10 protein-coding genes and 1 riboswitch are annotated in these 12,525 nt (G+C 46.1%); of the genes, 3 read left to right on the top strand and 7 right to left on the bottom strand.

Going from position 1 to position 12,525, the window contains the following annotated elements:
• Positions 1 to 46: 46 nt before the first annotated feature.
• A riboswitch (cobalamin riboswitch) is annotated at positions 47 to 237 on the bottom strand.
• Positions 228 to 1,547, bottom strand: a complete 1,320-nt coding sequence (locus CIK98_RS02040) for a cobyrinate a,c-diamide synthase (protein ID WP_094382616.1) — start codon at positions 1,545 to 1,547, stop codon at positions 228 to 230. It overlaps the preceding riboswitch by 10 nt.
• A 416-nt stretch (positions 1,548 to 1,963) precedes the next feature.
• Here CIK98_RS02040 and CIK98_RS02035 point away from each other — a divergent pair, with 416 nt between their 5' ends.
• Both CIK98_RS02035 and metG read left to right on the top strand, forming a co-directional pair.
• Complete coding sequence (locus CIK98_RS02035; RefSeq protein WP_094382615.1) at positions 1,964 to 2,896, top strand: hypothetical protein; 933 nt, start codon at positions 1,964 to 1,966, stop codon at positions 2,894 to 2,896.
• 270 nt (positions 2,897 to 3,166) lie between these two features.
• Positions 3,167 to 5,233, top strand: coding sequence for a methionine--tRNA ligase (gene metG, locus CIK98_RS02030; protein ID WP_094382614.1), 2,067 nt, complete (start codon positions 3,167 to 3,169; stop codon positions 5,231 to 5,233).
• Here the strand turns inward: metG and CIK98_RS02025 are convergent.
• From CIK98_RS02025 to CIK98_RS02015, 3 genes are read right to left on the bottom strand one after another with little or no spacing between them, the layout of a single operon-like run.
• On the bottom strand, positions 5,192 to 6,238 hold the full coding sequence (locus tag CIK98_RS02025) for an NAD(P)-dependent oxidoreductase (RefSeq protein WP_094382613.1): 1,047 nt from the start codon (positions 6,236 to 6,238) through the stop codon (positions 5,192 to 5,194). The genes metG and CIK98_RS02025 overlap by 42 nt on opposite strands.
• Positions 6,239 to 6,273: 35 nt before the next feature.
• On the bottom strand, positions 6,274 to 6,990 hold the full coding sequence (locus tag CIK98_RS02020) for a 2-C-methyl-D-erythritol 4-phosphate cytidylyltransferase (protein WP_094382612.1): 717 nt from the start codon (positions 6,988 to 6,990) through the stop codon (positions 6,274 to 6,276).
• A complete protein-coding gene (locus tag CIK98_RS02015) occupies positions 6,987 to 7,895 on the bottom strand; it encodes a phosphorylcholine transferase LicD (protein WP_094382611.1) in 909 nt (302 codons plus the stop codon). Before CIK98_RS02015 ends, CIK98_RS02020 begins: the two co-directional genes overlap by 4 nt.
• A gap of 129 nt (positions 7,896 to 8,024) precedes the next feature.
• Between CIK98_RS02015 and CIK98_RS02010 the strand changes: the two genes are divergently transcribed.
• Positions 8,025 to 9,467, top strand: a complete 1,443-nt coding sequence (locus tag CIK98_RS02010; RefSeq protein ID WP_094382610.1) for a lipopolysaccharide biosynthesis protein — start codon at positions 8,025 to 8,027, stop codon at positions 9,465 to 9,467.
• A 6-nt stretch (positions 9,468 to 9,473) separates the two neighbouring features.
• Here CIK98_RS02010 and CIK98_RS02005 read toward each other — a convergent pair whose 3' ends face one another.
• The 3 genes from CIK98_RS02005 to CIK98_RS01995 form a co-directional block, all read right to left on the bottom strand.
• The gene (locus tag CIK98_RS02005; protein WP_094382609.1) at positions 9,474 to 10,127 is read right to left on the bottom strand and encodes a four helix bundle suffix domain-containing protein; all 654 of its coding nucleotides are present in this window, start codon (positions 10,125 to 10,127) and stop codon (positions 9,474 to 9,476) included.
• A gap of 132 nt (positions 10,128 to 10,259) precedes the next feature.
• Positions 10,260 to 11,366, bottom strand: coding sequence for a glycosyltransferase family 4 protein (locus CIK98_RS02000; RefSeq protein WP_094382608.1), 1,107 nt, complete (start codon positions 11,364 to 11,366; stop codon positions 10,260 to 10,262).
• Positions 11,367 to 11,384: 18 nt separating this feature from the next.
• Positions 11,385 to 12,485 (bottom strand): glycosyltransferase, encoded by a 1,101-nt coding sequence (locus CIK98_RS01995; RefSeq protein ID WP_253249610.1) that lies wholly within the window; start codon positions 12,483 to 12,485, stop codon positions 11,385 to 11,387.
• Positions 12,486 to 12,525 lie beyond the last annotated feature (40 nt).

Here is a 12,525-nt window from a genome sequence, read left to right as displayed (position 1 = left end):
GCCTTCCCTTATTCCTGAGGGCGCGATGCCAAATCTTGGCGTATGCCGAGGTTATAGCATTTGAGGCAGGTCTTCTGGCTTTCCCCAGTCTGTCATACCTTCCCGCACCATCGGTGCAGTGGCATTATACTGACAGGCATTGTCTTCGGGGGATTACAGCTGCAGGAACAGCTCCGGTCTTTCACTCGGATTCCCTTACGTTGGACGGCATCTGCCGCCAATTGCCTTCAATTTCGGGTGCAAAGGTAGTTCTTTATTTTGATTCTACCAAATAAAAAGAACATTTTTTCTTTTCCCCAATATAAATGGGTATAACTTGCCACGACATTGCCTTGCCTTATCACTGGCGAATCGACAATATTTCCTCGGGCATCATATACAAGGGCGGACGAATGGGGTTTGGGATCTACAAACCGGGTATAATGAAACTCATGACCCCGCCATTCCTTACCGTCCATCACTACACGCCGATAACCCAACGACAGTTTGCGGTCAGACTTTTTTGCCGTGATTTTATATGGCAACACTCCGCACATCTTCGATTCACTATCATCAGAAAGAATACTCTCGCAAAGATACATCATACCACCACATTCTGCTATGATACGTCCTCCTCTTTCCGCATATTCCTTAATGGACATCCTGCATCTTTCTGCACGTTGCAGGCTATCCAGGTGCTTTTCGGGATAGCCACCGGGGAGATACAGCAATGTCGTGTCCTGTGGTATCTCCTTATTCTGTTCGGGATCGAAAAACTCCACTGACCCCATGCTCTTTAATATGTCAATATGCTCTTGATATAAAAAAGAGAACGACTCCGCATTACGTGCTACAAGAATCTTTTCACTGCCAACAGAATCTTCAATATTGTCAATAGCCATATCCACACTATCACATCTCTTGACAATCCTCCTCCAATCCACATTATCATCCACCATATCTGCCAATACCGATACATCTACCTTACTGCTGAAGTCCAGTCCAAGATATCTCTCTCCGTTAACCGCTTCATTACGCTTGGGAATAAAACCAAAACATTCCAATCCTACATTATCACATGCCTCGCGGAGCAGTTGCTTGTGTCTTTCCGAACTAACCTTATTATATATAACACCCATAACGTTTGCTTCCCCGCAGAAATTCTTGAATCCATAAAGTAACGGGGCAATGGAATATCCGGTATGACTCGCGTCAACCACCAACACTACAGGCAAACCAAGGTTTATGGCTATGTCTGCCGGACTACCCTTATGTCTTTCATATCCGTCATACATACCCATCATACCTTCTACAACAGTGATGTCGGCATCAGCCGAATAATGACTATAAAGTTCCCTGACATGCTCACTCGAAGCCATGAACAGGTCAAGGTTTACTGAAGGTCTGCCGCACACCAATCCGTGAAACATTGTATCTATATAATCCGGACCGCACTTGAATGGCTGCACCTTATATCCATTCTTTGTCAGCAATGCCATCAGTCCGACAGCTATTGTTGTCTTGCCGGCTCCAGATGTAGGAGCCGCTATCATAAATCCTTTATTCATATCAAGCGTATCAATGGTTTTGCAAAGATACATCTTTTCCTCGTAATCTAAAAGAAATTCAAGGTCTTTAACTCATTCGATTGATTTTAGTAACTACTCAAGCCCCCCCAAAGTTTTTGTCAGACTTGTAAGATGTGATGTTAGAAAAACAAAGATTTTTTAATTTTTATTTTTATCGGAAACGCCTTGATTTACAGACGTTTCCGATTTTTATTTTTGTCAGATGAAAAGGATTGTCAGATTTCAGCGTCAGAAATCTGACAAAAAATGCAAGTCGGCTATCTATAAGTGAAGGTTCACCGAAAGAACAACGGGACTAGTTTCCGTAACTTGAGGAAAAACCTGGCAAGTCTGGACATGAGCAATCGTGGTAGAAGGACTGCAGAACTTTTTTATTAATTAAATCATTTAGTATTATGGCAATAGTAAACGGCCTTTTTACAAAGATGGTAGGTTCGGTAGGAGCCGCAACCTTCTCACAAAGAAACGGTAGCACCGTAGTTTCACAGAAAGCTACCACAGTGAAAAACTCTCGCACCAGCGCACAGCAGAAGCAGCGCATGAAGTGGGCAAATCCCGTACAGGTGTACAAAGGTGTGTCACCATACCTTCAGAGCGCCTTCGAGAAAAAGCCTGCCAATAGCAGCGACTTCAACATGTTCGTAAAGCGTAACCTTAACACAAACCCGGTTTACCTGACCAAGGCTGAGGTTGAAGCAAACGCTTGTGTCGTTGCTCCTTATGTCATAACCAACGGTTCATTGCCACGTATCATAACAAGTGGTGAAGGTGCCGACACCGTGACAGACATCAAGACCGGCGGCTTGACCATCGACGAGAACACAACCGTGGCAGACCTTTCAAAGGCAATTGTGCTCAACAATGCCGACTACAACTTTGGCGAGCAGGTGTCTTTCTTCTCTCTCCTGCAGAAGATTGATCCTGTGACAGGCATCCCCTACGTTTCGTTCAATGCCAGCAGCATCGTGCTTGACAAATTCAATTCTGCCAAGTTGGCTGACGTGGTAAACATGGCTGGTTTCAACATCAAAAACGGTTTTCTCGCCCACGGCGATGATGAAGGTGACGGAGGTTTCTGTTGGGTTCACTCCAAGGCATCAAACGGCATGGTAAAGGTTAGTCCACAGGTACTTATCGTAAGCAATCCCCTTCTTGCCGACTACACAGGAAAGGATGCTTACAAGCGTGCCGTAGCAACCTACGGAGGCGAAAAGGATATCTTCCTCCGCCCTGAAACAGAAGATGCAACGGGATCAGCAAATGACAACGGCAGCGAAACCGATAGCCCGTCAGGCGATACAAGTAATGATGGCGACCTCGGAAACTAATTTGAGGGCAAAACTCTTAAACAAAAAGGCGTGCAGACAACTGCGCACCTTTTTTGTGTGGTGACCCAACGATTATGGTCCAGCTTTGTTTACTGCTATCAGATTCACAGTGTTGTAATTAAAGAGGTATTGAAGGAAAACAAGATTTTCTTTTGTCATTTCGCTCTTTTAGATAAAATCTCACGCTCAGAAAAGAAAATATATTCTCTTTTACTTCGCCCAATCGATTTTTTATACTAACTTTGCACCGAAATTATAATTAACGACGAAATGGAAGACAAGAATTTTAAACGTACAACCATCACAGCGGCACTCCCATACGCCAACGGAGGAGTGCATATAGGTCATCTGGCTGGAGTGTATGTCCCGGCAGACATCTACGCCCGCTACCTCAGACTGAAGAAGCAGGAAGTGGTGTTCATCGGCGGAAGCGACGAACACGGAGTGCCAGTGACGATAAGGGCACGACAAGAGGGAATCACAACACAGGAAGTGGTAGACCGCTACCATTCGCTCATAAAAAAATCGTTTGAGGACTTCGGTATCTCATTCGACATATATAGCCGTACAACATCAGACATTCACCATAAGTTTGCAGCAGACTTCTTCCGCACGCTTTATGACAAGGGCGAACTGGAGGAGATTACCGAACTTCAGTACTGCGACGAAGTGACCGGCGAGTTCCTTACCGACAGAAATATCGTAGGCACATGTCCACGATGCGGAGCTGATGGTGCTTACGGCGACCAGTGCGAGAAATGCGGCGCCACACTCTCTCCAGACGAGCTTATCAACCCCACAAACAAAAACAACCCGGGCCATGGCCTCGTGAAGAAGCCTACTAAGAACTGGTACCTGCCTCTCGGAAAATACCAGGACTGGCTGAAGCAATGGATTCTGGAAGGTCACAAGGAGTGGAGACCAAACGTTTACGGACAATGTAAGTCGTGGCTCGACATGGACCTACAGCCACGCGCCATGACACGCGACCTTGACTGGGGCATTCCAGTGCCAGTGGAAGGAGCAGAGGGAAAGGTGCTCTACGTGTGGTTTGACGCTCCTATCGGCTACATCTCCAACACAAAGGAACTCTGCGACAAAAACCCGGAGCGTTGGGGAACATGGCAGAAATGGTGGCAAGACCCCGAGACACGACTTGTGCATTTCATCGGAAAAGACAACATCGTCTTCCATTGCCTCATCTTCCCTGTGATGATGAAGGCTCACGGAGGATATATCATGCCAGACAATGTGCCTTCAAACGAATTCCTCAACCTCGAGAACGACAAGATATCCACATCACGCAACTGGGCCGTTTGGCTCCATGAGTATCTCGTGGACTTCCCCGGCAAGCAAGATGTGCTCCGATATGTGCTTACTGCCAACGCTCCCGAAACGAAAGACAACAACTTCACATGGAAAGACTTCCAGGACCGCAACAACAATGAGCTCGTGGCTGTATATGGCAACTTCGTAAACCGTGCACTGCAGCTCACAAAGAAATACTGGAACGGCATCGTTCCTGCATGCGGCGAACTTGAGGAGATAGACCGCAAGGCACTTGAGGAATTCAAGGACGTAAAGAAAGACGTGGAGAGACTACTCGACCAGTTTAAGTTCCGCGACGCACAAAAAGAGGCCATGAACCTCGCCCGAATAGGCAACAAGTACATTGCCGACTGCGAGCCATGGAAGGTGGCAAAGACCGACATGAAGCGTGTGGAGACCATCCTTAACATCTCACTACAACTCTGCGCCAACCTCGCCATTGCCTTCGAACCATTCCTGCCGTTCAGCAGCGAGAAACTGCTGAAGATGCTTAACGTAGACCACTATGAGTGGGAACTACTCGGAAGCACCGACCTGCTAAAGGCCGGACACCAGTTGGGTGAGCCAGTATTACTGTTTGACAAGATTGACGACGAGACAATACAAAAGCAACTCGACAAACTCGAGGCAACGAAAAAAGCCAATGAGGCTGCCTCATACAAGGCTGAGCCAATAAAACCGGAAGTGTCGTTCGAGGACTTCGAGAAACTCGACATCCGCGTGGGTAAGGTTATTAACTGCGAAAAGGTGAAGAAGTCGAAGAAGTTGCTGCAGTTCACCATAGATGACGGTTCGGGCACTGAACGCACCATACTCAGCGGCATAGCTGCATATTGGGAACCGGAAGACCTGATTGGCAAGAACGTACTCTTTGTGGCAAACTTTGCTCCACGCAAGATGATGGGCATAGAAAGCCAAGGCATGATACTCTCTGCAGTAGACTACGACGGCTCGCTTTGCGTCACATCACTGCTTCGTGATGTAAAGCCTGGAAGCCAGGTGGGATAGCTTCTCGTCCATAGTACCGCTTACGGTCCAGCCAAGACCACGGATCTTGAGCGTTGAGAATATTGACTTTGTAACAACATTATAGCCCGATGACTCTTGGTTGTCGGGCTTTTTTATGACTACTTGCCTGCCTCCGACTTGAGCTATCTTTTCAGCCAACTGACGAATGGATATGTTTGAGCTCTCGTCGGCAACGTTATATGCCTCACCAGTCTGACCTTTAAACAAGATATAGAGCAAGGCCCGCACGCAGTCGACCACATAACACCACGACCTGAACTGACTTCCGTCGCTCTTCATCACGATATCTTCACCTCGTTGAATATTCCTGAAAAACTGGGCGTATACGCGGTTGTCGCTCTCTGTGAAATTTGGTCCATAGACATGACACGGGCGTGCGATGACCACATCGGCCCCATATTCCGCCATATAGGAAATGCACAAGGTTTCGGCAGCACGCTTCGACGACGGGTAGCAGGCTCTCGGAGTGGCACAGTTCACATAGCCGCTGTCAGTTTCCACAAAGGCCTTGCCGTCGGCAGTATCAAGCGTTGCCCCGCCTTCTCCATACACCTCTCCTGTAGAGACATACAACATTCGTTCCATGCCGTGTTCCAAACCATAATCCATAAGGTTTGCCACACCAAGAATGTTTGCCTTCACCACTTCAACAGGCTGCGAGGCAAAAGCGGCAGGCGCAGCTCCACTGGCTGCATGCACTACAAAATGGAATACCACATCTGACTGTAGAGGCTGGCTTACGTCATAATGGAAGAAATGGAAGCGCCCGTCGGCTTCATAGGCCTTAAACCGGCTCATCGCCCTTTCTTCGTTGCGTCCGGCCGCATAGACATTAAAGTTTCCAGCGCGTTCCATCAGCACTTCCACCAGGCAACCGCCAATAAGTCCTGTAGCTCCTGTGATAAGAATATTCTTTCCCTCCAGCCGTTCCCAAGGCAACGCCTCGCTTGCCGCCATTCTTATATCTTCATTGTAGTTTCCCATTCTTAATTCTTCACTCTTCATTCTTCACTCTTCATTTACTTCAACCAACTTTCTTTCTCCACATGCATCAAGGCCTTTAAGATTTCAAGGTCCTCGACGGTGGTGACCTTAATATTCTTTTCCGAGCCTGGCACAATGTGCATTTCTCTGTTTCCAAGTTCAGCCATCAGAGTGCATGAAGCCACAGAATTGGTTATTCCCTTCTTCGCTGCCTCCTCGTGAGCAGCAATAAGGTTACGCAGACGGAAAGTCTGTGGAGTCTGTGTCCTGATGAGTTTATCGCGAGGAATGCTTGTGGAAGTACTAAACCCATCGTCACTCTCAAGTATTGCTTCACGACACTTTATACCAGTGATGGCATAGCCATATTTCTGGCAGATAGCAATATTCGAGGAAATGATGTCTTGAGAAAGGAGAGGGCGCACTGCGTCGTGAACCAGCACGAGGTCGTCGTCGCCTATTCCGGCTTCCTTCAGGCCGTAAATGCCGTTATGAATAGACTGCTGTCCATTGTCGCCGCCCTTGAATATCCATTTCAGTTTCGTAACCATAAACTGGTTAGCATAAGACTGAAGCACGGTCTGCCATCCGTCAAGGCATACGACCGCTATTCCGTCGATGTCGGGATGGCGTTGAAAAGCCAGTAGAGTATGTATGATTATCGGACAATTGTCCACATGCATAAACTGCTTCGGTATGTCTTGTCCCATTCTGTTGCCAGAGCCTCCGGCAATAATCAATGCGTAATTCATTTCAATATCTTGTTAGATTTCATTTTTCTCATCACCTCCTCTTTACTCTCCTTGGCCTCCATATTGAGATAAGCCCTTGAATGCTTTTCGATGCGTTGCTCTACTGGAGGCAGTTGCATATAGTCACCGAAGAAGTGGCGGAGGTATTTGTCATATTCCTCGGGCAAGGGCACCTCGGTGTCCTCAAACTTAAACATCCGCCCTTTGCCAAGCCACTCTTTGGGAAATACTTCCTTATAACCGTATGAACCGGTGTAAACTTGCACATTCTTCGCTTTGTCGTAGTCATATAGATGGCTCATACGGTCCATCTGCCTTATCAAATGGCGACGAATGGCAGAGCGGAAGAAGAAAGCAACTGTCTTTATTACGAAACGCCCCCACTCTTTCGGGTCGCATAACAGTGTGATATAATTACCGAAACTATTATGAGTAGAAACAGCGTTGAGACGATTGATTATCTTCGTGTACTTCGCTTTCAGGCGTTTAGCCTTCTCCATATCGTCGTCGGTAGGGTCAAGAGGGAAAATGTCGACATATAATCCTATGACACAAGGTATCTCTCGGTCTTCAACCAAGGTAGTGGTCTTGTCGGAAAGTTTTGAGAAATAGAGAGGATAGCTTTCGTCGTTATATGGCGTTATAAGCTCATACTTCCCGAAATCTGCGGTCTTCGCTATTTCTATCAGTCGGTCGTAGTCAGGGCGTGGCATTATCACGTCAATGTCGTCATCCCATGGTATGATGCCATGATGTCGCACTGCACCTATTGCTGTTCCCGCACAGCAGTAGAATCTAAGATTGTGCTTACGGCAAATGTCCATAAATGCCTTTAGAATGTCGAGTATGGTGTTGTTCCAATTATCTTTTATATTTCTTATGTCCAATGATTTTCTGTTATTCATTATTCAATATATTAGCAAATTATCGCACGGCAAAGATAGCGTTTTTTTCTCTATATACAAAATATTCTCTTTCTTTTTTCCAAATGTCACGAAAATATGGTAATTTTGCAGCCAAAAATATAGCATCGCATGGAATCACTAAAGGAAAAGACCGCGAAAGGACTGTTTTGGGGAGCACTGAACAGCGGCACTATGCAAGTGCTGAATCTCGTGTTCGGCATCTTCCTAGCCAGAATGTTGTCACCCGACGACTATGGCATTGTGGGTGTGCTTACAATTTTCTCGCTCATAGCAGGCAACCTGCAGAGTAGCGGTTTTACCCAGGGGCTCACAAACATTAAGCACCCTACTGCCAACGACTACAACTCCGTGTTTTGGTTCAACATTTCCATTGGCACATTGTGCTATGTGGTGTTGTTTTTTTCCGCACCGATGATAGCGTGGTTTTTCCATAGTCCGAAGCTCGTAGGGTTGTCAAGGTTTGTGTTTCTCGGCTTTCTCATATCATCATTCGGCATCACCCGCAACGCCATCATGTTCAAAAACATTATGGCAAGGGAACGTGCCATCACCGGTTTCATCTCTCTATTGGTATCGGGCTGTTGCGGACTTGTGCTGGCATGGAACGGGATGGCATACTGGAGTCTTGCATGGCAGTCGGTAGTATTTGTCTTCGTGCAAAACGTCTGCCGCTACTACTACACCCGCCGGCTATGGCGCCCCTCGCTGAAAGTAGACTTCACGCCAGTGAAAAAGATGTTCCCCTTCAGTGTAAAAATACTTATCACCACCATTATCAACACCATCAATAACAACGTGTTGACATTTATTTTCGGCAATCTCTTCCCGATGAAAACCGTGGGAAACTTCAGTCAGGCCATGAAATGGGACACGATGGCATATACCACCATATCAGGCACCATTGAACAAGTTGCGCAGCCTGTGCTTGCCGAGATTAATGACGACCGCGACCGCGAGCGTCGTGTATTCAGAAAGATGTTGCGTTTCACGGCTTTCCTCTCTTTCCCTGCCCTGTTCGGCATGGCACTTGTAGCCAAGGAGTTTATACTGGTTACCATTACCGACACCTGGATAGACAGCGTGCCACTGCTACAGACGCTCTGCATAGGAGGAGCATTTCTTTCGTTCTACACCCTTTACCAGCATCTTATCATAGCCTCAGGCCGCTCAGACATCTACCTTTGGTGTAACATCGGACAGATAGTGATACAGATAGCCCTTATCCTCCTCTTCCACAGTTATGGCATCAACACGATGGTGGCTATTTATACAGCCTTTACCATTTTGTGGCTTACGGTTTGGCAATTAAACGCGCGGCGGCTTATTGGAGTCACTTTCCACGAGGTGCTTTCCGACACTGTGCCTTTCATGCTCTCCGCAGCGGCAGTCATGGCGGCAACATATTATGTCACGTCGTTCATAGAAAGTCCCATTATCTTGCTTCCTTCAAGGATAGTTATTGCGTCAATTTTATATTTCGCAGTAATGAAAATTGCAAAGGTAAAGATTCTCGACGAGTGTATGGCTTTTATAAAGAAGAAAAGGCATTAGCTTTTTCTACAAGTTCAGGTTAGTGTTCTTTAGAATGTCATTTTCCTTTTTCAGTTGTTGGATTTCGGCCTTTAGTCTGTCTATTTCGTCTTTCTGGTTGGTTCTGAAACCAAGCCTGGCGGCTGTCATGCGTTCTTTTATTCCACCCTCAGAGACAAATTCTTTTTCCAGTTTGTTTTGGTAGGTTATCATCATTTTGTCAATCATATGACATAGGGTCAGCCCGACATTAGCCATTTCCTCATCATTCCATTTATTGACGTAGCGCTCATACTCTTCCCATTTATTGTGTTTTCTGCAAAAATCAAGCATCCCATTATATCTAGCATGACCAGGCGACCATTTTGCGAGTTGATGTGCTGTAAGATAATCCTCAAAATCCTCACGTGCTTCCTTTATGCTTGAACGTGCGACATTCAGCAGTTTGATTTCCATTTCCATTGAGGTAACCCCATCGGCAGAGCCTTCCACAATATTTTGTTTTCCAGACCTTGCTGCTTGTATAAGTTGGTCACGTGTACGGTCGGAGTTTGTATAGTATCTATGTGCAAAGATAAACGACAACTGGTAAAGGGTGACTGACTTTTGGTAGAAATAGAGGTCTTCCCATTTTGTCTGTTTGCGAAGGAAGCCATACTTTTTTTCATTGTCTTTTTCCATCTTTTTTTATTTTTTAGGGTTATACTTTTTTTTTATTTTTTTCTAGAATTTCTAGAATTACTAGAATTACTAGAACATCTAGAATTACTAGAACATCTAGAATTACTAGAACATCTAGAATTACTAGAGTTTCTATAGCTTTGCTAAATATCTCTTCTCATAGCCTTGCTGCATCTTCTCTATTGAGAAATTGCTACGGACAAAGTCTCGCGCCATATTGCCGAGTTCCTCCCTCCGACAACTGGGAATGAACTCGCGGAAAAGGTGAAGATAGGCCGCTTTGTCGTTCCCCGCAACTTTCAGAGGCCAGTCGTAGGGAAGGGTTTCCTCTAATCCAGGACAAGAGTTGATGATGTTGGGAAGGCAAGACATGGACGCCTCTATGGCCACTATGCTCAAGCCTTCAAACTCCGACGGCATGAACATGAAGTCAAACGATGAGAGATATGATGACAAACTGAACAAAGGCGGCCTTACGCTCACATTCGGTAGCCCACCAAGCCTGCCTTCCACTTCTTCGCGCATACTTCCATCACCAAAAACATGGAAATGGTAACGGCCATCGGTAGCCAACGTCTCCACCACCTCTATCATCACGCTTATGCCCTTCTGTTTCTCAAAACGCCCTGCAAACACCACATTCACCTTGTCTTCAACAAGAGCGTCGTAACATTTCTGTCGTATCTCCCCCACTCCATTATATATAATAGGTGTATCGTCACCAAACCTGCTCTTGTAACTCTTTCTCACCGACTGTGATATGGCAACATTGGCCTTTCGACCTATGAAAAACCTCTCACAGACTGCCCCAAGTCGAGACTGTCCGGTCCAAAGACAGTTGTTGTGGATAGTTCGCACCACCTTGCAGCTTTTACTCATCCAAGGGAAAAGAGAAAAGGCTGCAACTGTACAGAGGTCGGGAAGTTCGGTATGCGTATGTACCACGTCGGGATGCCAACGCAGCCACAGCCAAAGAAATCTCAGTGGAAACAACAGTGCCGTGATGCGTTCCAAGACAAAGTGCCACCGTATATCAGGCATCCATGCCCTATGGCACACCACTCCCGCCTGTCTCAGTTCGTCGATAAACTGTCGTGAATAGTCCGATCTGCCACGCATCATCTCCACCACATGGTATTCTATCTTCCCATTTCCCGACTTAGCAATGTTTGCCGCCACACGTTCAGCACCACCAAGGTCAAAATGAGAGATGAAATGAAACACTCGTGTTCTTTTCATAACTAAAGTTTACTCTTTTCAAACACCTTTTACTACTTGCTTCAATACTTCAGCCGCTTCCCTCGCACATATCTCGACATTGAAACGCTCACGTGCTAACTGTTTTGATCGCTCACCCATTATTCTAACTTCGTCTGGGTGTGCCGTCATATAGTCTATAGCACGTTTCCATCCTTCCAGGTCATAGTAGTCAACAAAGATGCCACAGCCTTCTTTCTCTATGTCTATGGGAATTTGCGGGTTGCGACTGCAAATCATGGGCATGCCCAAAGCCAAGGCCTCTACGATGGTGGTCAAACCTACAGTGTATTTCGTCTCCATGCAACATATACACACACATTTCGACCGAAAGACCACAGCGCTGAGCTCATCCTGCTTATATCCCGACGTGAAGTGAACCTTGACATTCGGTTCAACTTCCATCTCACGGAACATAGCCTCATAGTCAATTCCACAATTCTGCTTATTAAGATATATGTCCAATGTCTGTCCAGTAGCGTTAAAAGCCTTTACTAATGTAGGCATATCACGACGCTCACGCCCTGTAGACACGAAGCCCTCATGGGCAATACCTCTGAATTTGTCCATAATCCTGTCGTAAAAGGCATTGTCGGGTCCCCAGTGGCCCACATGCATCCTTTCAGGCTTTACCTTTTTCGACTTCATAGAGTCGTTGACGAGTTTACGTGAGAAGAAAAACATCTCGTCGATACCTCGATAAAACAGTTTTCCCAACCACTCTCTCCAACGCTTGCTCGGGGTGATGACAGGCTGATGATGCCATATTACTATAGGCTTTCGAAAAAGGTGAAGGGCACGGAGGAGAATGATTATCTCCAACCCTTTGTAATGTGTAGCATATATTACATCGAAACGCTCACTACAGGTCAACACCCTGAAAGCCACATACAACATCATGGGAAGGCGCCTCACACCAAACTCCCGGAACTTGTGCTGCACGATGTCCACTCCATAATCGGCAAGATGAGTGGCGCCATAGAGCAGATGCCCGGGGAAAGTGCCTCGCGACCAACCGTCATACATATACTGAATATTCTCAGTATGATAGAAATAAGCCTTCACACGACTTTTTCCCAGATTATTTTCGTTACTCTTCATTTTCATTATATACGTTTACTTTGCAAAAGTAATAAAAAAA

Source organism: Prevotella sp. P2-180 (assembly GCF_002251435.1).
In the GTDB taxonomy this organism is placed as follows: domain Bacteria; phylum Bacteroidota; class Bacteroidia; order Bacteroidales; family Bacteroidaceae; genus Prevotella.
This window is presented reverse-complemented; position numbering and strand designations above follow the sequence as displayed.

Bases quoted from the DNA above. Each gene is read 5' to 3' on its own strand.
- CIK98_RS02035 (WP_094382615.1), top strand. From the start codon at position 1,964: ATGGCAATAGTAAACGGCCTTTTTACAAAGATGGTAGGTTCGGTAGGA.
- CIK98_RS01995 (WP_253249610.1), bottom strand. From the start codon at position 12,485: ATGAAGAGTAACGAAAATAATCTGGGAAAAAGTCGTGTGAAGGCTTAT.
- CIK98_RS02015 (WP_094382611.1), bottom strand. From the start codon at position 7,895: ATGAATAACAGAAAATCATTGGACATAAGAAATATAAAAGATAATTGG.
- CIK98_RS02000 (WP_094382608.1), bottom strand. From the start codon at position 11,366: ATGAAAAGAACACGAGTGTTTCATTTCATCTCTCATTTTGACCTTGGT.
- CIK98_RS02005 (WP_094382609.1), bottom strand. From the start codon at position 10,127: ATGGAAAAAGACAATGAAAAAAAGTATGGCTTCCTTCGCAAACAGACA.
- metG (WP_094382614.1), top strand. From the start codon at position 3,167: ATGGAAGACAAGAATTTTAAACGTACAACCATCACAGCGGCACTCCCA.
- CIK98_RS02020 (WP_094382612.1), bottom strand. From the start codon at position 6,990: ATGAATTACGCATTGATTATTGCCGGAGGCTCTGGCAACAGAATGGGA.
- CIK98_RS02040 (WP_094382616.1), bottom strand. From the start codon at position 1,547: ATGAATAAAGGATTTATGATAGCGGCTCCTACATCTGGAGCCGGCAAG.
- CIK98_RS02025 (WP_094382613.1), bottom strand. From the start codon at position 6,238: ATGGGAAACTACAATGAAGATATAAGAATGGCGGCAAGCGAGGCGTTG.
- CIK98_RS02010 (WP_094382610.1), top strand. From the start codon at position 8,025: ATGGAATCACTAAAGGAAAAGACCGCGAAAGGACTGTTTTGGGGAGCA.